Origin of the sequence: Brevundimonas variabilis (assembly GCF_014199945.1) — a bacterium.
GTDB classification, from domain to species: domain Bacteria; phylum Pseudomonadota; class Alphaproteobacteria; order Caulobacterales; family Caulobacteraceae; genus Brevundimonas; species Brevundimonas variabilis.
In genome coordinates this window covers 473821-494454 of the sequence record NZ_JACHOR010000003.1, presented here as the reverse complement: position 1 = coordinate 494454, position 20634 = coordinate 473821, and the positions used below count along the sequence as shown (strand labels likewise).

The following is a 20634-nucleotide window of genomic DNA, read 5'->3' as shown; positions in this document are numbered from 1 at the left end:
ATGCTTCTGATCCTGATGTCGGCGCTGGCGCTGTCCGGGTGCGCAACGCCTTTCGTTCAGCCAGCGATGGCGCCACCGCCCGGCTTTACAGGCCCCCGCATCGAGGACCCTGTCCTGCCCGGGACGCTCGGAGCCTTTATTGTCGATGACTCAGCGCGCCTGCCGTTCCTGCGCTGGGGCCCGGAGGAGGCCGAGGTCGTCATCGCGGCGCTGCACGGCATGAATGACTTCTCCGCCGCGTTTCATCTGGCGGGTCCGGCCTGGGCAGAGCGGGGCATCGCAACCTATGCCTATGACCAGAGAGGCTTTGGCCGCGCACCGGGGAGGGGCCTCTGGGCCGGCGAGGGGAGGATGACGCAGGACCTGCGAACGGTGGTGGACCTGATGCGGGCGCGACACCCGCGGGCCACCCTGGCCGTGGTCGGCGAGAGCATGGGCGGGGCGGTGGCCATTTCTGCCTTCGCTTCGGACAATCCGCCATCCGCCGATCGCGTGATCCTTCTGGCCCCGGCGGTCTGGGGCTGGTCGAGCCAGACCCTGCCGAACCGCTATTCGCTGCGGGTCGCTGCCGGGCTGTTCGGCGATCGCGCGGTCGAGCCTCCCGACTGGGCCGTGCGCGACATCCGCGCCACGGACAACCTCGTCCAGCTGGTGCGCAACGGCGCCGATCCTGCCTTCATCCGGAGCACGCGTTTCGACAGCCTGTCGGGGCTGGTCGATCTCATGGAAAGCGCGACACGCAAATTGGGCCAGACACAGGTTCCTACGCTTCTGATGTACGGGGCCCGCGACGACATCATCGAGACGCGGCCCATGCGTCGCGCCCTGGAACGCGCCGGCGCGTCGAAGTCGCTCCGGACCGCCTGGTATCCGCAGGGATATCATCTGCTGAACCGCGACCTCCAGGCCGCCACCGTCTATCGGGATGTGGAGGCCTGGCTGCGCCAGCCGGACGAACCCCTGCCGTCCGGGGCACCCCCGGTTCTGCCGAATCTGCCGGAATGACCGCTCCTTAACGCCGCCCCTTAACGCAGCGTTTACTACAAAGGCGGCAGTTTCTGCCTAGCGGGCGTGTCTGGACCTCCCGCCAGTATGGGGCGGGAACGCGTGGGCGGCTTTACGGCGGCGTTGCAGAGATTCGGGATCGGACGTCTGGCCGCCGTGCTGGGTATCGCCGCAGGCGTGGCTGCCGTGTTGGTGGCCGTCATGATGCGGGTCGGTCAGGCCCCGGACGCCCTGCTGTACTCCAATCTCGATCTCTCCGAAGCCTCGGAAATCACGGCCTCGCTGGAGCAGTCCGGCATCGAGTATTCGACCCGTGGCGATGGCTCGACCATCATGGTGAACCGGGATCAGGTCGGCGAGGCGCGGCTGATGCTGGCCGGCAAGGGGCTCGTGACCTCCGGCTCGGTCGGCTACGAGATCTTCGACACCCAGTCCGTTCTCGGCCAGACCGAGTTCCAGCAGAACATCAACGAGCAGCGTGCCCTGCAGGGTGAGCTGGCCCGCACCATCATGTCGATGAAGGGCATCAACTCCGCGCGTGTGCAGATCGCCATGCCAAGGCGCGAACTATTCCAGCAGGACGCCGCCGAGCCCACGGCATCGGTGATGGTCGGACTGGGTTCACGCCGCCTGACCGCCGACCAGGTCGACGCAATCCGCAACGTGGTCGCGTCTTCCGTTCCCAACCTGAAGCCGGCCAAGGTGACCGTTGCCGACGAAAGCGGCCAGACGCTCGCCGCCGGTTCCGATGATGCCGGGTTCTCGGCCGCCTCCGCCCAGGAAGCCAAGGGCGCGACAGAAGCCCAGCTCCAGGCACGGATCAAGGAAATCGTGGAAGGCGTCGTCGGCGTCGGCGCGGCCCGCGTCGTCGTGACCGCCGATATCGATCACACACGTTCCACCACCCAGGAGCAGACGTTCGATCCGGATGGTCAGGTGGTTCGGTCGACATCGACCAACGGCTCGGAATCGACCGACAGCTCGGGTCTGCCCAATGGCGGGGCGACCGCCACCAACAATATCCCCGGCGGCGAGGCCCCGGCGACGGGTGCCGGCGGTTCGACCAGCTCGGATACGACCGAGACCACCAACTACGAGATCTCGAACACCTCCACGACCACCATCAAGGAACCGGGCGAGGTCAAGAAGCTGTCGGTCTCGGTCGCCGTCGATGGCAAATGGACGCCGGGCGAGGGCGATGCCGCGCCGACCTATGCGGCCCGCACGCCGGCCGAGATCGAGCAGATCAAGGCCCTGGTGGCGGCGGCCGTTGGCATCGACGAGGCGCGCGGTGACAAGATCGAGGTTCTGAACGTCCCCTTCAATCGCGACGCCGGGATCACGGCGGGCGGGACGGACGCCGGGAATCCGCTGCTGAACTTTACCAAGGACGACCTGATGCGGGGCGTCGAGCTTCTGGTGCTGCTGATCACCGGACTGCTGCTGATCTTCTTCGTCCTGCGTCCCCTGTTGAAAACGGTCTCGACCAGTGGCGTTCCAGCCCTGGCAGGGGGGCCACAGGTTACGGCCCTGCAGACGACGCTGGTCGGCGGAGGCGGTGGCCCCATGGGACAGATCGCGCCGCCCACCGAGATGGACCAGCGGCTCGATATCGCTCGCATCGAGGGGCAGGTGAAGGCGTCTTCGGTGAAGAAGGTCGCGGATTTCGTCGAGAAGCACCCCGATGAATCGACGACCATCCTGCGTGGCTGGGTCCACGAAACCTGATGGCTGCCCGTCCCGCCAATCGATCGGCTTCCGTTGATGACGCCAAGAAGCTGACGGGGCCCGAAAAGGCGGCTGTCATCCTTCTGGCGCTTGGCCCAGAGCACACGCGGCTCTGGCAGGGACTGGACGACGAGGAGATCAAGGAAATCTCCCAGGCCATGGCAGGGCTGGGCACGGTGTCGTCCTCGGTCGTCGAGGAACTCATGGTCGAGTTCGTGTCCGGCATGTCCGGGTCCGGTGCCGTCATGGGGAGTTTCGAGCAGACCCAGCGGCTGCTCTCGTCCTTCATGCCGTCGGATCGCGTCGACAGCCTCATGGAGGAAATCCGTGGGCCTGCGGGTCGCACGATGTGGGACAAGCTCGGCAATGTGAACGAGGCTGTCCTCGCCAACTATCTGAAGAACGAATACCCCCAGACCGTTGCCGTGGTCCTGTCCAAGGTTAAGCCTGACCACGCCGCGCGCGTGCTCACCAGCCTGCCCGAGGATTTTGCGCTCGAGTGTGTGCAGCGCATGCTTCGGATGGAACCGGTGCAGCGCGAGATCCTCGACAAGATCGAACAGACCCTGCGAACCGAGTTCATGTCCAACCTGGCCCGGACGTCGAAACGCGACAGCCATGAGGCCATGGCCGACATCTTCAACTCGTTCGATCGCCAGACCGAAGCGCGCTTCATCGGCGCGCTCGAGGAGCGCAATCGCGAGTCCGCTGAACGCATCCGGGCCCTGATGTTCGTGTTCGAGGACCTGTCCAAGCTGGATCCGGGCGGCGTGCAGACCCTCCTGCGTGCTGTCGAGAAGGACAAGCTGGGTCTGGCGCTGAAGGGGGCGTCGGAATCTCTGCGCGAGATGTTCTTCACGAACATGAGCGAACGCGCGGCCAAGATCATGCGCGAGGACATGGAATCCATGGGTCCGGTGCGTCTGAAGGACGTCGACTCGGCCCAGATGATGATGGTCCAGATTGCCAAGGATCTGGCGGCCAAGGGCGAGATCATGCTGGCGGGTGCCGGCGGTGCCGACGACGAGCTGATCTACTGACATGACCCAGCCCTCCCCCGAAACCTACAAGGCCTTCCACTTCGACACCGAATTCGATGCCGGTGGATCCGTCCTGCGGCCCTCGACCTTTCAGCCCATGAAGCGGTCCTATGCCCCCGCAGAGGTCGAGGCGCTGGTGGCACAGGCCCGTCTGGAAGCCCGCGAGGCGGCGCTGGCCGAGGTCGCAAGCGTGGAGGCGATGGCCGTGGCTGCGATTGGCCAGGCGATTGCGGACGCCGCGCCATCACTGGCGCATGCAGCCCAGATGCATCGCGAACACTCTGCCGAGCTTGCACTGGCTGCGGGTCGTATAATCGCGCTCGCTGCCCTGAACCATTTCCCCGCTGGTCCCCTGCAGGCCGCGCTCGAGGCCCTGGGTCAGGAGATCGACGCATCGCCGCGTCTGGTCATCCGCGCAGCGGGTCTGGATGATGCGGTCCGGACCCGACTCCAGGCCGTCGCCATCGATGCCGGGTTCTCGGGACTGATCGCCTTTCGGGATGATCCGGCCCTGCCGATGGCCGCCTTCCAGCTGGAATGGGCCGACGGCCGCGCGGATTTCGACCCCGCCGAGGCTGCCGTCCGGATGGGCGAGGCGCTCACGGCAGCGCTCGCCGCCGAGGCCGGGCATGCCGAAAATCTCTCACATGGAAGTTCACACTGATGGCCGATGATCTGAGCCTTGAGGAGTTTCCGAGCTCCACTGCCATGACCCTGGGGGACGACGTCGGCGACAAATCGGCGACCGACCTCGCCCCTGTATTCGACGTCCCCGTCAACATATCGGCCGTGCTCGGCAAGGCGCACATGACCGTGGCGCAGCTGCTCAAGCTGAACCGCGGCAGCGTGCTCGAGCTGGATCGCAAGGTCGGCGAGGCCATCGACATCTTCGTGAACAACCGGCTGGTCGCCCGCGGCGAGGTCGTCGTCGTGGAAGACCGGCTGGGCGTGACCATGACGGAAATCATCAAGACAGAGGATCAGGGCGGCTGACCCCGCCCCGATCGCGATTAGAGACTTAACAGGAGAAGACCCATGCGGCTTCTGGTAGTTGGACGGCTTTCGGGCCAGCTGGCGTCGGCAGTGAAGATGGCCATGGCACACGGTGCCAAGGTCAATCATGTCGAACGCATCGACCAGGCGACGGAACAACTGCGTCGCGGGCAGGGTGCCGACCTGCTCATGGTCGACTACAATCTCGATATCGCGGCGCTGATCGCGGCCAACGAGGCGGAGCGGATCTACGTCCCGGTCGTGGCCTGCGGCATCGACAATGACGCCACCAAGGCCGCTGCAGCGATCCGCGCGGGCGCCAAGGAGTTCATTCCGCTCCCGCCGGAGGCCGATCTGATCGCCGCGGTGCTTTCGGCCGTTGCAGACGATGATCGTCCGCTGATCTCGGCCGATCCGTCGATGGCGGCGGTCATCAAGCTGGCCGACCAGGTCGCGCGCTCAGAGGCCTCGATCCTGATCACCGGCGAGAGCGGCGTCGGCAAGGAGGTGATGGCGCGCTATCTGCACAGCCATTCCAAACGGTCCGACCGCGCCTTCATCAGCGTGAACTGCGCCGCCATTCCGGACAATCTGCTGGAGTCCGAACTCTTCGGCCACGAGAAGGGCGCCTTCACCGGCGCTGTCGCCCGGCGCATCGGCAAGTTCGAGGAGGCCGATGGTGGCACCCTGCTCCTGGACGAAATCTCGGAGATGGATGCCCGGCTTCAGGCCAAGCTTTTGCGGGCAATCCAGGAACGCGTGATCGATCGTGTCGGCGGAACCAAGCCGGTACCCGTCAACATCCGGATCATCGCCACATCCAACCGGGATCTGGCACGCGCCGTCTCGGAAGGCACGTTCCGCGAAGACCTGCTCTACCGCCTGAACGTGGTGAACCTGCGACTGCCGGCCCTGCGCGAACGGCCCGGCGACATCAGCGTGCTGGCCGATCATTTCGTGAAGAAATACGCCGCCGCCAATGGCGTGCCGGTGCGGCCGATCGGTGCCGAGGCCAGGCGAGCCCTGATCGCTCATCGCTGGTCCGGCAATGTGCGGGAGCTCGAGAATGCCATGCACCGCGCGGTCCTGCTGGCCATCGGACCGGAAATCGACGTCGAAGCCATCCGGCTGCCTGACGGACAGCCCCTGAATGCGGGCACCTTTGATGCGGGCCAGGCCAATGTCGCTGCGCGCGCCGCCCAGACGGCCGACGCCGTGTCCCGGGCCTATGTCGGCCAGACTGTGGCGCAGATGGAAAAGACGCTGATCCTCGACACCCTGACCCATTGTCTGGGCAACCGGACCCACGCCGCCAACATCCTGGGCATCTCGATCCGGACCCTCCGCAACAAGCTGAACGAATATGCAGACGAGGGCACCCAGATCATCGCGCCGCAAACGGGTATTGCCGCGTCCGGCTACGCAGCCTGAGCATGACCTCGCCGGATCGCAGAAGCATCCTCACCGGCCTCGGCGCAGTGGGCATCGGCCTGTCCGGATGTGCGCGCCAGACCGAGACGGCTCGGTCCACCCCGGTTGCGGCAGAGGGCGGCCGTTCGCTTGACCTCGCTGCTCTGGAAGCCCGTCACGGGGGACGGCTGGGTTTCGCGCTGCGCAACACCGCTACCGGCGAGACCCTCGCCTGGCGGGGGGAAGAACGGTTTGTCTACTGCTCGACCTTCAAGATGTACCTCGCGGCGGCAACCCTTGTCCGGGTGCAGGGAGGCCAGGAGCGCCTCGACCGTGCCATAGCCGTGACGGCGGCGGACATGGTCACACACGCGCCGGTGACCCAGCCCGCGGTCGGACGGACACTGTCGATCGAGGCCCTGATGAAGGGAACGGTCGAGGTCAGCGACAACCCCGCTGCCAACCTCCTGATCCGCGAACTGGGCGGGCTCGCGCAGATGCAGGCCTTCTACCGGAGTCTCGGGGACATGCGCACGCGGGTCGATCGTCTGGAACCCGAGATGAACCGTCTGGACGGCGACAAGGACACGATCGCCCCGGCCCAGTCGGCGCTCAACATCGAGAACCTGTTCGTCGCCGCCAATACACCGCTGACGCCGACGTCGCGCGACCGACTGCTGGACTGGATGACGGCCTCGCCGACCGGCCAGGCACGCATCAAGGCCGGTGTCCCCGAGGGCTGGCGCGTTGCGCACAAGACCGGCACCGGGGGCTATGGTCCAACCAACGACATCGGCCTGATCTATCCGCCCTCGGCTCCGCCCGTCATTGTCGCTGCGTATTTCCACGCGACTGATGCATCCACGGAGGCCCAGCGCGATGCCGTTATCGCGGATGCGACCCGCATGGCACTGTCTGCGATCGGCCTGACCGCGTGACCGATGTTCCCGTCTCGCCCATGATGAAGGACGGCATGGCCCGTCCGACCGGCAAGGACATGCTGGGCTGGGCCCTTCGAGGCGAGGTCGGGATGGCGGTCGGCGTCATCGGCGTCATCCTGCTGCTGATCCTGCCGGTCCCCAAATTCCTGCTCGATCTCCTTCTGGCGATCAGTCTGGTGTCGTCCGTGCTGATCCTGATGACGGCGCTGATGATGAAGCGTCCGCTGGATTTCGCCATCTTCCCGACTGTCCTGCTGGTCTCGACCCTGTTCCGGCTTGGCCTGAACCTGGCCTCGACCCGACTGGTCCTGACGCACGGGCACGAGGGCCACGATTCTGCCGGTCAGGTGATCGCCGCCTTCGGCGAGCTGATGATGGGCGGCAATTTCATCATCGGGGTGATCATCTTTGCGATCATCCTGGTGGTCAATTTCGTCGTCATCACCAAGGGTTCGACCCGTATCGCCGAGGTCAGTGCCCGCTTCACCCTCGACTCCATGCCCGGCAAGCAGATGGCAATCGACGCCGATCTCTCCTCCGGGCTGATCACCGAGGATCAGGCCAAGCTGCGGCGCAAGGAACTGGAGCAGGAATCGACCTTCTTCGGGGCCATGGATGGTGCCTCGAAATTCGTTCGCGGAGACGCGGTCGCCGGGCTGATCATCGTCTTCATCAACGCCATTGGCGGCATCCTGATCGGCGTGATCTCGCACGGACTGCCGATCGGTGAGGCGGCCAACACCTATATCCAGCTGACGATCGGCGACGGTCTGGTGACCCAGGTCCCGGCCATCATCATCTCGATCGCCGCAGGCTTTCTGGTGTCGAAGGCGGGCGTCGAAGGCTCGGCCGACAAGGCCCTGGTGGCCCAGCTGGCGACCAATCCCGTCAGCCTCGGCATGGTCTCGGCCGCCGCCGGCCTGCTGGGCCTGATCCCGGGCATGCCGCTGATCCCGTTCGCAGCCCTGTCGATCGGTGCGGGCTATATGGCGTGGCGTCTGGGTCGCGCAAAGCTCAAGCCACAGCCCACGGAAGCCGAGCTGGCTGCCGCCACGGCCAAGCCCAAGGAGGACGTCGAGGAGCCTATCGGAACGGCGCTGTCCATCGACGAGGTCAAGATCGAGCTGGGCTACAGCCTGCTGACCCTCATCAATGATCTCGAAGGCCGCCGTCTGACCGATCAGATCCGCGCCCTGCGGCGAGCCCTCGCCCAGGAGTTCGGCTTTGTCATGCCGTCCGTGCGCATCCTCGACAACATGCGCCTTCCGACCCAGGGCTATGCGATCCGGATCAAGGAGATGGAGGCCGGCCAGGGCGAGGTTCGTCTGGGGTCGCTGATGGCCATGGACCCCGCAGGCCGTCAGGTGGAGCTTCCGGGAGAGCACACCAAGGAGCCCGCCTTCGGCCTGCCTGCGACCTGGATCGATGAAAGCCTGCGCGAGGAAGCGACCTTCCGGGGCTACACGATCGTCGATCCGTCGACCGTGCTGACGACCCATCTGACCGAGATCCTCAAGGAGAACATGGCCGATCTGCTGACCTATGCGGAGGTGCAGAAGCTGATCAAGGAACTGGGCGAGGAAGAGAAGAAGCTGGTCGACGAGCTGGTGCCGTCGGTCGTCACCGTCACCACCCTTCAGCGCGTCCTGCAGGCCCTGCTGCGCGAGAAGGTCTCGATCCGCGATCTTGCGGCCATCCTCGAAGGTCTGGCCGAGGCTGCGCCGCACACAACGTCGGTGACCAATCTGGTCGAGCACGTCCGCACCCGTCTGGCTCGCCAGCTGTGCTGGCAGTACAAGGGCGATGACGGGGCCCTCCCGATCGTCACCCTGTCCCCGGAATGGGAGGCTGCCTTCGCAGATGCCCTGATCGGCAATGGTGATGACAAGCAGCTGGCCATGGCACCGTCACGGCTTCAGGAATTCATCCGCAATGTCCGGGATGTGTTCGAGCGCGCGGCCATGGCCGGTGAAAGCGCTGTCCTGCTGACAGGGCCGCAGATCCGACCCTATGTGCGGTCCATCATCGAGCGGTTCCGGGGACAGACGGTCGTCATGAGCCAGAACGAAGTCCATCCCCGCGCCAGGCTGCGCACGATCGGCCAGGTGTGACTGGACTCTATCGGGAGCGATTGTGTCAGGCTATGGCTGCATCCGATGTCAGTGCCCGGTAAACCTTCGCTTTCGCTCCGTTCCGTTTCGCAGGTCCTGCGCACGCCAGGTCTTGCCCGATCCATTACGGTTCTGCTGTCCGGGGCGCTTCTCCTTTTGCTGGTTGTGAACGCCAGCACATTTCTGATGATCCAGCGAACCGCCACCCTGAACGAGCAGGTGGACAGCAGCTGGCTGGTCCGGCGGGCGGGGCGGACGCTCCTGATCAGCCTGCAGCAGGCCGAAAGCGCCCAGCGGGGCTTTCTCCTGACAGGTCAGGCCAGCTTTCTGGTCGATTATCAGACCGCCGAGCGCATGGCCTTCACGCGGCTGGATGAACTTGAGGACCGTATCGCCGGCGATACGGTCGGTGAAGCGGCCATTGAGGGCCTCGAAGCGAGTATCCGCGCCAAATTCACCGAAATGAATGCAACGCTGGACGCCTCACGCGCGGGACGCGTCGGTCAGGCCATCACTCGGGTGCGGTCGGGTCGAGGCAAGGCCTTGATGGATGACATCCGTCGGGACATCGACGCGATCGACGAGCTTCAGGGACAGCGCGTCACCAACTATACCAACGCATCCGCGCAGTCGGCGTCGACCACCCTGGCCGTCAACGCCATTGCAGGCCTGCTGATCCTGCTTCTGGCGGGAGTCGTGGCGATGCTGGTGCGTCGCTATTTCCACGACATGACCGAAGCCCGGGCGGTGATCGACCGCACCAATGCCGGCCTTGAGCAAAGAGTAAGGGATCGGACGGCGGCTCTGACGCGGGCCAATGAAGAGGTTCAGCGGTTCGCCTATATCGTCAGCCACGATCTTCGCTCACCGCTCGTCAATGTGATGGGATTCACGTCAGAGCTGGAAGCGGCCGGCCAGACGATCGACCGCCAGATCAGTCGCCTCGAAACCGTCGCGCCCGATCTGATCGAGACCGACGCCGTCACCGCCGTTCGCGAGGAGCTTCCGGAAGCGATCGGCTTCATCCGGGCATCGACGGCCAAGATGGACGGACTGATCAACGCAATCCTGAAACTGTCGCGCGAGGGCCGCCGCAATCTCGTCCCCGAGACGCTCGGCATGACGACCCTGGTGCAGGGCATCGCCGACAGCGTCCGGCATCAGGTTGACGCCACCGAGGGACAGATCGTGGTCGAGCCCCTGCCAGACTTCGAGAGCGACCGTCTGTCGATCGAGCAGATCCTCGGCAACCTGATCGACAACGCGGTCAAATACCTCGACCCGTCGCGTCCCGGTCAGATCGTCATCAGCGGAGAAGCGCTCGCGGGCGGCTGGGTGCGATTCAGCGTGGCCGACAATGGCCGGGGGATTGCTTTGCGGGACCACGAGCGCATCTTCGAACTGTTCCGTCGGGCTGGCCGCCAGGACACGCCGGGCGAGGGCCTTGGCCTTGCCTTTGTCCGAAACAGCGTGCGCCGCCTTGGTGGGTCGATCGAGATCGAGTCCGAACTGGGCAAGGGCTCGACTTTCCATCTGAAATTCCCCACACGCCTGATCCTCGAAAAGACCGGAGACACGCTTTGACCAACAGCAACCCCGTCAAGATCGTGATGGTCGAGGATGATCACGGTCATGCCAAGCTGATCGAGAAGAACATCCGTCGAGCCAATATCTCGAACGAGATCAAGCATTTCGACGCAGGCCAGCCCGCACTCGACTATCTGTTCAGTGCCGAGGTGCTGGCCAATGGTCCGTTGTTGATCCTGCTGGACCTGAACCTGCCCGACATGAGCGGCATCGACATTCTCGCCGAGGTCAAGCGCGATGACCGGCTGAAGCGTGCGCCCGTGGTCGTCCTGACCACGACGGACGACAAGACCGAGATCCAGCGCTGCTACGACCTGGGCTGCAACGTCTACATCACCAAGCCCGTGGACTATGAAAGCTTTGCAGCCGCCATCCGGCAGTTGGGGCTGTTCCTGTCGGTCATGCAGGCTCCGGAAATCGAATGAGCCCGATCCGGCTCCTCTACATTGACGACGACCGGGCCCTGTCGCGCCTGGTGCAGAAGGAGCTTGGCCGCCATGGCTATGCGGTCACCTGTGCGCCCGATGGTGACGCCGGTCTGCAGGCCCTGATCGATGGCGACTACGACGTCTGCGCGCTCGATCACTACATGCCCGGTCGCGACGGGCTGGAGGTGCTGCCTGACATCCTGGCCCTGCCGAGCCCGCCGCCCGTCGTCTACGTCACGGGCACCCAGGACGGGCGGGTTGCCGTGTCGGCCCTCCGTGCCGGGGCTGCAGACTATGTCATCAAGGACGTGTCGGAGGACTTTACAGCCCTGCTGCGCTCCGCCCTGGAGGATGCCCTTCTGAGGCGACGGCTGGAGCGAGAAAACGAACAGGCCCAGGAAGAGGTCCGTCTCGCCCGCGACCGGGCCGAGGCCATGTTGCGCGAGGTCAATCACCGCGTCGGCAATTCGCTGCAGCTGGTCTCGACGTTCATTTCGCTGCAGTTGCGCCAGATTGGCGACGACGGCGCGCGCAACGCCCTGAAGGAGGCTCAGGCCCGGATCGAGGCCGTCGCTCACGTCCATCGCCGACTCTACACCTCCGGTGACATGTCGACCGTCGCCATGGACGAATATCTGGAGGGACTGGTCCATGAACTCACCCAGTCGCTGTGCCCGAGCGAGACCTGCATCTATCTGACGGCAACGCCGATGCGGGTGTCGACGGACCAGGCCGTTTCGCTGGGTGTGGTGGTCACCGAACTGGTCACGAACGCCGTCAAATATGCCTATCCCGGTGGTCCGATGGGGCCGATCCGCGTGATCCTCGCGCCAGGCGGGATCGAGGGGCGCGCCATCCTGACCGTCGAGGACGACGGGCCCGGCATGGGCGATGGCGTGGCGAAGGGAACGGGTCTTGGCGGCAAGATCGTATCCGCCATGGCCAGCGGCCTGCGCTCCGTCGTCGAGATCGATCCGAACCACAAGGGTGTGCGCGCGCGGCTGGCGTTCGACCTCTGATGCGACCCGCCTTGCAGTTCGGACACGCCGATCCGGGTGTGGCCTATGTCGTTCGGCCGGCCACCTTTGGTCTGGTGTTCCGGGACGGCAAGGTCGCCTGCGTGCGGGTGACCCGTGATACGCCTTACCATGACCTGCCGGGCGGAGCCGTCGATGGCGAGGAGACGGAACCGGAAGCGCTGGTTCGTGAGTTTGTCGAGGAAACCGGCATGACGGTCCGGCCGCTGCAGCGTCTGGTCGAGGCCGGGCAATATTTCCGCAAGTCCGACGACAGTCCGGTCAACAACATCGGGGGGATCTGGACGGCCGAGCTGCTGTCGCTCGACCCGTCCACAAAGGTCGAGGATGACCACGAGCTCGTCTGGCTGGACCCTTTGACAGCTCTGTCCAGCCTGCGTCACGACGCTCACGCCTGGGCCCTGACGGTCTGGTTGCGCCGGCGCTGATCACGATCTTGTGGCCGGGAATAGTCTGCGGCAACGGAACCCCACGCATGGGTTGACGGTTTTCTCCCCGACGAGACGCAACCGTGCGTCTCAGTAAACCAGGGAGTTCGTCATGGCTGATCAAGACCAGTTCAAAGGTGCCGCCAAGGAAGTCGGCGGCAACATCAAGGAAGGCCTTGGCAAGCTGACCGGCAACGAGAAGCTTCAGGCCGAGGGCAAGCTGGACCAGGCCGAAGGGGCTGTTCAGAAGAAGGTCGGGGACGTGAAGTCCGACCTCAAGTCCTGATTACGGTTCGCTATCAAGCAACCAGACGCCGTCCGGTTTTCCGGGCGGCGTCTTTCGTTTGAGGCCTGCGATACATCAGTCGCGTCCGAACAGCTGCAGTTTGAGACCTTCACCGGTATCAGACGACCCGCCTGCAGGGCGGCAGGTCTCGACCCAGGAGACCACACCTTTGCCGGTGCGCTGGGGACGGTTTTCACACACGCGCTCCTGGGGGCAAACACGACGGCACGTTCGCGACGCTGGGGCGCACAACTCACTGCAAACCCCGTCGCTGCATTGTCTGTTGGCAGGCACTCGCCCTCCAGTCCGGTCGGCTTCAGCGCAGGGGGGAGGGCGTCGCCCAGGTTGGCGGCCAGTTCGGTACGCACCCGCGCCTGGCAGGCCCCGAGGCTGACGGCCCCGCGCACCAGGGAACTGCATTGCGAACGCTCCCAGGCGAAGGGATCGGCGATAGCCCAGTCGGGCAGGGTTGGGGCTGCTGCCCGGGGCGGTTCGGCATCAGGCCGAAGATCGGGTTGAGGGTCCCAGACGACCCCGCCGGACGTCTGCTGCAATACAAAGGCGACGAGGGCGACGACGAGCATGGCAAACTCCCGGCTGATGCCTTCAGTGTGACATGGATTTGAGCTCGCGTCTGCCGTAGGCCCGACGTCAGCGTGTCAGTGCCCGCATCGCCTTGTCGAGACCGTCCAGCGTCAGGGGATACATCCGCTCGTCCATCACCTCGCGCAGCAGGGAGACGGACGCCGTGTAGCTCCAGTATTTCTCCGCCACCGGGTTCAGCCACACGGACTTGTCCCACTGCAATCGTGCCCGGCGCATCCAGACCGCACCGGCTTCCTCGTTCCAGTGCTCGACCGAACCGCCCGGCATGGTGACCTCATAGGGCGACATGGTCGCGTCCCCGACGAAGATCGCCCGCCAGTCGCCGTTGAAGCGGTTCAGAAGATCCCAGGTCGGGATCCGTTCGGCATGCCGGCGGCGATTGTCCTTCCAGACCCCTTCGTAGAGGCAGTTGTGGAAGTAGTAGAATTCGAGGTTCTTGAACTCGGTCCGGGCGGCGCTGAACAGCTCCTCGCAGAGCTTGATATGCCCATCCATCGACCCGCCGACATCGAGAAACAGCAGGACCTTGATCGTGTTTCGGCGCTCCGGACGCATGCGGATGTCCAGCCAGCCCTGGCGCGCCGTCCCGTCGATTGTGCCATCAATATCCAGCTCCTCGACCGCGCCCTCGCGGGCGAACCGGCGCAGCCGCCGCAGGGCCACCTTGATATTCCGCGTGCCCAGTTCGACCGTGTCGTCCAGATTGCGGTATTCGCGCTTTTCCCAGACCTTGACCGCCCGGCCATGCTTGCCGGGGCCGCCGATGCGCACACCCTCCGGATTGTAGCCGCCGTGGCCGAACGGGCTGGTGCCGCCGGTGCCGATCCATTTGGATCCGCCCTCGTGCCGCTCCTTCTGTTCTTCCATCCGCTGCTTCAGCGTTTCCATCAGCTTTTCGAAGCCGCCCATGGCCTCGATCTCGGCCTTCTCCTCGTCGGTCAGGAATTTGTCGTTCAGCAGCTTCAGCCAGTCCTCGGGCACGTCCAGCGTCGGTGCCTCGCCCGGCCCGAAGGTCTCGATACCCTTGAAGACGGTGCCAAAGACCTGGTCGAACCGGTCGTAGTGTTTCTCGTCCTTGACCAGCACCGCCCGCGACAGGTGATAGAAGTCCTCGATCCGGCCGCCGGCCACGTCCTTGTCCATGGCCTCCATCAGATGGAGCCATTCCTTGGTGGAGACCGGAACCTTGGCCTTCCGCAGGGCGGTGAAAAAGGGCAGGAGCATAGGGGTTCTGTCTAACCTATCCGCGCCGCATGATGAACTCGTCATCCCGCCATCGGCCGACCGGATACTGGTAGGTGCCGACGGTCTCGAAGCCATGCGCCGCGTAGAGCTTCTGTGCCTTGGCATTTCCGCTCCAGACTCCGATCCACAGGGGGCCGTCGCTGTTGGCCTCCATCCAGTCCAGCGCCTCGGCCAGTAGCCGGGTCCCGAGCCCCAGGCCCTGGGCATTGCGGCCGACATAGAGCCGGCGCAGTTCGGTATGACTGGCGCGCGCTTCCGGGTGGGGCAGGGTGTTGGGGCCGGCATTGGCGAACGCCAGCAGCGACCCGTCGTCGCCCTCCGCGACCCACCATGCGGCTCCAGGCTCCTTGAGGCGGGTCGTGGTCGCCTCGGGACTGAAGCTGGCATCCAGAAAGAGGGCCAGGTCATCGGCCGGATAGGGAATGCCGAACCCGGTCACGAAGGTGTCCACGAAGGTCTGGCGGCCGAGGGCCCCCAGGGCGACAGCGTCGTCGGACCGGGCGGGGCGGATCTGGGCTGTGCTCATCTGCGCGGATTACACCCGGTTTTCGACGCCGTCATCCGCGACAAGCGCATTCCGGCCGCCTATCCTGCGGGCATGAGCGTTTCACTGTTCACCCACCCCGACATGATCGAGCACCGCACGGGTGCCGGACACCCCGAACGGCCCGAGCGTCTGGCTGCCGTGATGGCGGCCATAGAGGGGTCTGACCTTCGACTCGATCGTCATGCGGCGACAGAAGCCGCCGTTGCCGATCTGGAACGTGTTCATCCAGCGGACTATGTCGCGCGTATCCTCGACGCTTCACCGGCGACCGGATCGGTGCAGCTGGACGCCGATACCCTGCTGTCGCCGGGCAGCGTCCGGGCCGCACGGCTGGCGGCGGGCGCTGTGATCGATGCGGTCAAGGCTGTGGCTGATGGACGGACCCACCGCGCCTTTGCAGCCGTGCGGCCGCCTGGGCATCATGCGGAGCCGGACCGTGCCATGGGCTTCTGCCTGTTCTCCTCCGTCGCGGTGGCCGCGCGTGTGGCCCAGTCTCTTGGCATGGCCCGAGTCGCTGTGATCGATTTCGATGTCCACCATGGCAACGGCACACAGGCAGCATTCGAGCAAGACGCCAGCCTGTTCCTGGGCTCGATCCATCAGATGCCACTGTATCCGGGTACAGGCGCGGCGGCCGAGACCGGCGTCGGCAATATCGTCAACGTCCCGGTCGCCCCGCATGCCGCGCGCGAAGCCTGGCGTGCGACCTTCGCTGGCGGTCTGATGCCGGCGCTGGACGATTTCGCGCCGGACCTGATCCTGATCTCTGCCGGGTTCGACGCGCATCGCCGCGATCCGCTGGCGCATCAGTCCCTTGAGGCCGAGGATTTTGCCTGGGCAACCCGAGCCGTTCTCGAGGTTGCGCGCCGTCGATGCGGGGGCAAGGTTGTGTCCTCGCTTGAGGGCGGTTACGACCTTGAAGGTCTGGGCCGATCAACGGTCGCACATCTTCATGCCCTGGAGGAGGACTGAGGACGCAAAAGGCGCTGTAATCCACAAGGCCCCTGCGATTCCCTGTTATGCCCTCCACTGTCCTAGATATCGCGAAGACCGCCGTGACCCCATCGGTTGACTCGCACCTGCCGGTCGGCCGACCCGGGTCGATCACCCTTGCGCGCCATGGCGAGCCAGCCCTGTCGCGCAAATGTCTGCTGACGTCAGATCAGTATCGCGAATGGTGGGCGCGCTATGAAGTGGGCGGACTCCTGGCAGGCCAGACACCACCCGCCGATCTTCTGGCCACAGCCGCCGGAGCCGGGGCTATCTATGCTTCGACTCGTCCGCGGGCCCAGGAAACGGCGTCGGCGATCGCCGCTGGACGGGACGTCATGAACGATGCCCTGTTCATCGAGGCCCCCCTTCCGCCACCGCACTTTCCATCCTGGTTCAAGCTGCCGCCAAAGTACTGGGGAGCCGTTGCCCGCTTCTGGTGGCACGCCTTCGATCATCACGACGGACAGGAAAGCCGAGCCGAAGCCGAGGCTCGTGCGGAGAAGGCGGCACAGGTTCTGATTGCCAAGGCCCAGGGGGGGAACGACGTGCTGGTCCTCGCCCATGGCTATTTCAACCACATGGTCGGCCGCCGGCTTCAGGCTGACGGGTGGACCCTGGTTCACAATCAGGGCTTCAGATACTGGTCCCAGCGCCGGTTCGAGAAGCGTTGAGTGCTTCTGTCGGTTGATGCATCACGCGCGTCTCTCTAGGGTCGCGGTCATGACTGATACCGCCCCCGCCATTCCCGTCGACCTCTCGTTCGAAGATGCCCTTGCCCGGCTCGAAACGATCGTCTCCCGGCTGGAATCCGGTCAGGCCCCGCTGGAAGAATCGATCACCCTTTACGAAGAGGGCGCGCGACTGAAATCCCATTGCGAGGCCCGCCTGAAGGCCGCCCAACTCAGGGTCGAGAAGATCGTTGTCGGCTCCGACGGCAGCGCCAGGGGCATCGAGCCCGCCGAGTTCGGTTGACCGTGATGCCGACCACGCCCGTGGCCTTAACCATTCCGTTCGACGACTTCATGAAGGTCGACATCCGCGTCGGACAGGTGGTCAAGGCCGAGGTCTTTCCCGAAGCGCGCAAGCCGGCCTTCAAACTGACGATCGATTTTGGGTCCGAGATCGGTGTGAAGCGTTCATCTGCACAGATCACCCACCACTATTCACTGGCAGAGCTCACGGGTCGCAAGGTGGCTGCGGTCGTCAATTTCGCGCCGCGCCAGATCGGGCCCTTCATCAGCGAGGTCTTGACCTTGGGCTTTCCGGACGCCGAAGGTGAAGTCGTGCTGGTGGGGATCGACAGGGATGCGCCGCTCGGTGGGAGGCTGTTTTGAATCCGTTGCGTGCCGCTAACTCTCCGGAACAGTCGGTAATCGACCGGGTGGCCGAAGTGGCTGACCTTGTCACGGTCGCGCTCGATGAGCTTCTGCCGCGCGCGGATGGTCCGGAGTCCCGCCTGACCGAGGCCATGCGTTATGCTGCCCTGGGGCCGGGCAAGCGTCTCCGGCCCTATTTCGCGATGGAGGCCGCGCGGCTGTTCGATATCGAGGAACGTCCCGTGCTTCGCGCAGCCTGTGCGCTGGAGTGCGTCCATGCCTACAGCCTGGTGCACGACGACCTGCCGTGCATGGATGACGACGACATGCGTCGCGGCCGACCCACACTGCACAAGGCCTATGATGAGGCGACGGCCGTCCTCGCCGGGGATGCCCTTCAGACGGCAGCGTTCGATATCCTCCTGCACCCCGACACCCACGAGGATGCCGAGATCCGCTGCGAGCTCGCCGCCCGCCTGTCGCTGGCCAGCGGCGCGCGGGGCATGGCCGGAGGCCAGATGATCGATCTGCTCGGCGTCCGCGATGATCTGGGTGGCGTAGCCCGGATGCAGCGTCTCAAGACCGGTGCGCTGTTCACCTATGCCTTTGAGATCCCGTTGATCATCGCGAGTGCCCGCGAGGAGCATACGCATGCCCTGCTCAGCTTTGCCCATGACATCGGTCTGGCCTACCAGATCGTTGACGACCTGCTGGATTTTGACGGCGACGAGGACATCCTCGGCAAGGCTGCCCAGAAGGACGCTGCCCAGGGCAAGACCAATTTCGTCACCCTGCTGGGGGTCGATCAGGCGCGGCACAGGGTCGCCCATCTGGCGGATCAGGCCAGAAGCCATCTCGATGTGTTCGGACCGGATGCGGAAAACCTCAAGGCCAGCGTGGACTTTGTGCTAAACCGACGAAACTGAGAGGAAACGTCCGGCGTCAGATCGGACCCAAAAAACAGATCCAAGGTTCACGCGCTTCATGTCTCCTACCCCGCTACTCGATACCGTCCGCATTCCCGCCGATATGCGCCACTTCGATGCTGCGCAGCTGCGTCAGCTGGCCGACGAACTCCGCGCCGAGACGATCGATGCGGTCTCGACCACGGGCGGCCACCTGGGCGCCGGGCTCGGCGTGGTCGAGCTGACCACGGCCCTGCACCACGTCTTCAACACCCCGCAGGACATCCTGATCTGGGACGTCGGTCACCAGTGCTATCCGCACAAGATCCTGACCGGCCGACGCGACCGGATCCGTACGCTGCGCATGGGCGGAGGCCTGTCGGGCTTCACCAAGCGGTCCGAAAGTGAATACGATCCGTTCGGTGCGGCCCACGCCTCGACCTCGATCAGCGCAGCCCTCGGGTTCTGTGCCGCGCGTGACCAGAAGGGCGAGACCAACAAGGTCGTGGCAGTGATCGGCGACGGCTCGATGTCCGCCGGCATGGCGTATGAGGCCATGAACAATGCGGCCGAGACGACCGGCCAGCTCACGGTCATCCTCAACGACAACGACATGTCGATCGCCCCGCCGGTGGGCGGCATGAGCGCCTATCTGGCCAAACAGGTCTCGGGCGGTGCCTACCAGAATTTCCGGCGCTTCGGCAAAAAGGTCGCCGAGCACATGCCGCGCCCGTTCCGCGATGCGGCCCGCAAGGCCGAGGAGTATGCCCGCGGCATGGTTGTCGGCGGCACCTTCTTCGAGGAGCTTGGTTTCTACTACATCGGACCGGTCGACGGGCATGACCTCGACAATCTGGTGCCGATCCTCCGGAACGCCGCTGCCATCACCGATCGCCCGGTGGTCGTTCATGTCGTTACCCAGAAGGGCAAGGGGTACGCCCCAGCCGAGTCCAGCGCCGACAAGCTCCACGCCGTGGTGAAGTTCGATGTCGTCTCCGGCAAGCAGTCCAAGGCCATTTCGAACGCGCCCAGCTACACCAAGGTGTTCGGCACGGAACTGATCAAGCGTGCGAAGGTCGATCCGACCATTGTCGCCATCACGGCGGCCATGCCATCCGGCACGGGTCTGGATCTGTTTGGTCAGGCGTTCCCCGAGCGGACCTATGACGTCGGGATCGCCGAGCAGCACGCGGTAACGTTTGCAGCCGGTCTGGCGGCCGACGGAATGAAGCCGGTCTGCGCCATCTATTCGACCTTCCTTCAGCGTGGCTACGACCAGGTCGTGCATGATGTCGCGATCCAGAAACTGCCTGTCCGCTTCGCCATGGACCGTGCCGGACTGGTCGGCTCGGACGGTGCCACTCACGCCGGTTCGTTCGACATCGGCTACATGGGCGCTCTGCCCGGCATGGTCCTGATGGCGGCCGCCGACGAGGCGGATCTGGCGGCGATGATCGCAACCTCGCTCGAGATCGACGACCGCCCGTCTGCCTTCCGCTATCCGCGGGGCGATGGTGTCGGGGTCGAGATTCCCGAGCTGGCAGCCCCGCTCGAGATCGGGCGCGGCCGTATTGTCCGCGAAGGCACGGCCGTCGCGATCCTCAGCCTGGGGACGCGCCTGCAGGAATCGCTGAAGGCCGCCGACCTGCTGGCAGCCCATGGCATTTCCGCCACCGTCGCCGATGCGCGGTTCGCCAAGCCACTGGACGGAGAGATGATCCTGCGCCTCGCTCGCGAGCACGAGGCGGTCATCACGGTGGAAGAGGGGGCCATGGGCGGGTTCGGCGCCTTTGTCCTCCAGTTCCTGGCCGAGCAAGGCGCGCTGGATGCCGGTCTCAAGATCCGCACCCTGCATCTGCCCGATATCTTCCAGGACCAGGACAGCCCGGCGGCCATGTATGCCGAGGCTGGCCTTCAGGCCGATCAGATCGCTGCGGCCGCGATTTCGGCGCTCGGTCTCGCGGGCAGCCGGGGTGCGGCCCGGGCCTGAGCTGGGCCGCCCCGGGGTCAGGGGCCGCTTGCCCATGG

The 20634-nt window shown here is 65.1% G+C and carries 21 protein-coding genes; 19 read left to right on the top strand and 2 right to left on the bottom strand.

The features are described 5' to 3' along the window. The 13 genes from GGR13_RS11075 to GGR13_RS11015 all read left to right on the top strand — a co-directional run bounded on the left by GGR13_RS11075 (position 1) and on the right by GGR13_RS11015 (position 12994). Positions 1-1005, top strand: a complete 1005-nt coding sequence (locus tag GGR13_RS11075) for an alpha/beta fold hydrolase (protein WP_246347800.1) — start codon at positions 1-3, stop codon at positions 1003-1005. A 102-nt stretch (positions 1006-1107) separates the two neighbouring features. Then, complete coding sequence (gene fliF / locus GGR13_RS11070) at positions 1108-2733, top strand: flagellar basal-body MS-ring/collar protein FliF (protein ID WP_183213665.1); 1626 nt, start codon at positions 1108-1110, stop codon at positions 2731-2733. After that, positions 2733-3773: a flagellar motor switch protein FliG gene (gene fliG / locus GGR13_RS11065; RefSeq protein ID WP_183213574.1), complete on the top strand. Its 1041-nt coding sequence runs from the start codon at positions 2733-2735 to the stop codon at positions 3771-3773. The genes fliF and fliG overlap by 1 nt, the downstream gene beginning before the upstream one ends. 1 nt (position 3774) lies before the next feature. After that, the gene (locus GGR13_RS11060) at positions 3775-4437 is read left to right on the top strand and encodes a FliH/SctL family protein (RefSeq protein ID WP_183213573.1); all 663 of its coding nucleotides are present in this window, start codon (positions 3775-3777) and stop codon (positions 4435-4437) included. Continuing rightward, entirely contained in the window at positions 4434-4766 is a 333-nt protein-coding gene (gene fliN, locus GGR13_RS11055; protein WP_183213664.1) for a flagellar motor switch protein FliN, read from the top strand. The genes GGR13_RS11060 and fliN overlap by 4 nt, the downstream gene beginning before the upstream one ends. A gap of 42 nt (positions 4767-4808) precedes the next feature. Next, complete coding sequence (gene flbD / locus GGR13_RS11050; protein ID WP_183213572.1) at positions 4809-6197, top strand: sigma-54-dependent transcriptional regulator FlbD; 1389 nt, start codon at positions 4809-4811, stop codon at positions 6195-6197. Positions 6198-6199: 2 nt separating this feature from the next. After that, a complete protein-coding gene (gene bla, locus GGR13_RS11045; RefSeq protein WP_183213571.1) occupies positions 6200-7114 on the top strand; it encodes a class A beta-lactamase in 915 nt (304 codons plus the stop codon). Between the two features lie 20 nt (positions 7115-7134). Continuing rightward, entirely contained in the window at positions 7135-9228 is a 2094-nt protein-coding gene (gene flhA, locus GGR13_RS11040; RefSeq protein WP_183213663.1) for a flagellar biosynthesis protein FlhA, read from the top strand. A gap of 186 nt (positions 9229-9414) precedes the next feature. Next, positions 9415-10812 carry a sensor histidine kinase gene (locus tag GGR13_RS11035; RefSeq protein ID WP_246347799.1) on the top strand — a complete coding sequence of 466 codons (1398 nt, stop codon included), beginning with the start codon at positions 9415-9417 and terminating at the stop codon, positions 10810-10812. A 26-nt stretch (positions 10813-10838) separates the two neighbouring features. After that, entirely contained in the window at positions 10839-11240 is a 402-nt protein-coding gene (locus GGR13_RS11030; RefSeq protein WP_183213662.1) for a response regulator, read from the top strand. After that, positions 11237-12262, top strand: a complete 1026-nt coding sequence (locus GGR13_RS11025) for a sensor histidine kinase (protein WP_183213569.1) — start codon at positions 11237-11239, stop codon at positions 12260-12262. The genes GGR13_RS11030 and GGR13_RS11025 overlap by 4 nt, the downstream gene beginning before the upstream one ends. Beyond that, positions 12262-12708, top strand: a complete 447-nt coding sequence (locus tag GGR13_RS11020) for an NUDIX domain-containing protein (protein ID WP_183213568.1) — start codon at positions 12262-12264, stop codon at positions 12706-12708. Before GGR13_RS11025 ends, GGR13_RS11020 begins: the two co-directional genes overlap by 1 nt. Positions 12709-12820: 112 nt before the next feature. Then, entirely contained in the window at positions 12821-12994 is a 174-nt protein-coding gene (locus GGR13_RS11015; RefSeq protein WP_183213567.1) for a CsbD family protein, read from the top strand. 651 nt (positions 12995-13645) lie between these two features. Here GGR13_RS11015 and GGR13_RS11010 read toward each other — a convergent pair. Then, entirely contained in the window at positions 13646-14824 is a 1179-nt protein-coding gene (locus tag GGR13_RS11010) for a vWA domain-containing protein (RefSeq protein ID WP_183213566.1), read from the bottom strand. Positions 14825-14840: 16 nt separating this feature from the next. After that, positions 14841-15371 carry a GNAT family N-acetyltransferase gene (locus tag GGR13_RS11005; RefSeq protein WP_183213565.1) on the bottom strand — a complete coding sequence of 177 codons (531 nt, stop codon included), beginning with the start codon at positions 15369-15371 and terminating at the stop codon, positions 14841-14843. Positions 15372-15443: 72 nt separating this feature from the next. On the opposite strand from GGR13_RS11005, the gene GGR13_RS11000 reads away from it, so the two are divergent. The 6 genes from GGR13_RS11000 (at position 15444) to dxs (ending at position 20596) form a co-directional block, all read left to right on the top strand. Beyond that, entirely contained in the window at positions 15444-16364 is a 921-nt protein-coding gene (locus tag GGR13_RS11000) for a histone deacetylase family protein (RefSeq protein ID WP_183213564.1), read from the top strand. Between the two features lie 83 nt (positions 16365-16447). Further along, the gene (locus GGR13_RS10995) at positions 16448-17056 is read left to right on the top strand and encodes a histidine phosphatase family protein (protein ID WP_343060359.1); all 609 of its coding nucleotides are present in this window, start codon (positions 16448-16450) and stop codon (positions 17054-17056) included. Positions 17057-17105: 49 nt separating this feature from the next. Further along, positions 17106-17357: an exodeoxyribonuclease VII small subunit gene (locus tag GGR13_RS10990; RefSeq protein ID WP_183213562.1), complete on the top strand. Its 252-nt coding sequence runs from the start codon at positions 17106-17108 to the stop codon at positions 17355-17357. A 5-nt stretch (positions 17358-17362) separates the two neighbouring features. After that, positions 17363-17719, top strand: a complete 357-nt coding sequence (locus GGR13_RS10985; protein WP_183213561.1) for a tRNA-binding protein — start codon at positions 17363-17365, stop codon at positions 17717-17719. Positions 17720-17757: 38 nt separating this feature from the next. Beyond that, positions 17758-18627 carry a farnesyl diphosphate synthase gene (locus GGR13_RS10980; protein ID WP_183213661.1) on the top strand — a complete coding sequence of 290 codons (870 nt, stop codon included), beginning with the start codon at positions 17758-17760 and terminating at the stop codon, positions 18625-18627. Positions 18628-18685: 58 nt separating this feature from the next. Further along, the gene (gene dxs, locus GGR13_RS10975) at positions 18686-20596 is read left to right on the top strand and encodes a 1-deoxy-D-xylulose-5-phosphate synthase (protein WP_183213560.1); all 1911 of its coding nucleotides are present in this window, start codon (positions 18686-18688) and stop codon (positions 20594-20596) included. Positions 20597-20634: the final 38 nt, after the last annotated feature.

Excerpts from the sequence above, each read along its gene's own strand:
- GGR13_RS11075 (WP_246347800.1), top strand. The coding sequence starts at position 1 with ATGCTTCTGATCCTGATGTCGGCGCTGGCGCTGTCCGGGTGCGCAACG.
- fliG (WP_183213574.1), top strand. The coding sequence starts at position 2,733 with ATGGCTGCCCGTCCCGCCAATCGATCGGCTTCCGTTGATGACGCCAAG.
- GGR13_RS11060 (WP_183213573.1), top strand. The coding sequence starts at position 3,775 with ATGACCCAGCCCTCCCCCGAAACCTACAAGGCCTTCCACTTCGACACC.
- flbD (WP_183213572.1), top strand. The coding sequence starts at position 4,809 with ATGCGGCTTCTGGTAGTTGGACGGCTTTCGGGCCAGCTGGCGTCGGCA.
- bla (WP_183213571.1), top strand. The coding sequence starts at position 6,200 with ATGACCTCGCCGGATCGCAGAAGCATCCTCACCGGCCTCGGCGCAGTG.
- flhA (WP_183213663.1), top strand. The coding sequence starts at position 7,135 with ATGATGAAGGACGGCATGGCCCGTCCGACCGGCAAGGACATGCTGGGC.
- GGR13_RS11035 (WP_246347799.1), top strand. The coding sequence starts at position 9,415 with ATGATCCAGCGAACCGCCACCCTGAACGAGCAGGTGGACAGCAGCTGG.
- GGR13_RS11030 (WP_183213662.1), top strand. The coding sequence starts at position 10,839 with ATGGTCGAGGATGATCACGGTCATGCCAAGCTGATCGAGAAGAACATC.
- GGR13_RS11025 (WP_183213569.1), top strand. The coding sequence starts at position 11,237 with ATGAGCCCGATCCGGCTCCTCTACATTGACGACGACCGGGCCCTGTCG.
- GGR13_RS11020 (WP_183213568.1), top strand. The coding sequence starts at position 12,262 with ATGCGACCCGCCTTGCAGTTCGGACACGCCGATCCGGGTGTGGCCTAT.
- GGR13_RS11015 (WP_183213567.1), top strand. The coding sequence starts at position 12,821 with ATGGCTGATCAAGACCAGTTCAAAGGTGCCGCCAAGGAAGTCGGCGGC.
- GGR13_RS11010 (WP_183213566.1), bottom strand. The coding sequence starts at position 14,824 with ATGCTCCTGCCCTTTTTCACCGCCCTGCGGAAGGCCAAGGTTCCGGTC.
- GGR13_RS11005 (WP_183213565.1), bottom strand. The coding sequence starts at position 15,371 with ATGAGCACAGCCCAGATCCGCCCCGCCCGGTCCGACGACGCTGTCGCC.
- GGR13_RS11000 (WP_183213564.1), top strand. The coding sequence starts at position 15,444 with ATGAGCGTTTCACTGTTCACCCACCCCGACATGATCGAGCACCGCACG.
- GGR13_RS10990 (WP_183213562.1), top strand. The coding sequence starts at position 17,106 with ATGACTGATACCGCCCCCGCCATTCCCGTCGACCTCTCGTTCGAAGAT.
- GGR13_RS10985 (WP_183213561.1), top strand. The coding sequence starts at position 17,363 with ATGCCGACCACGCCCGTGGCCTTAACCATTCCGTTCGACGACTTCATG.
- dxs (WP_183213560.1), top strand. The coding sequence starts at position 18,686 with ATGTCTCCTACCCCGCTACTCGATACCGTCCGCATTCCCGCCGATATG.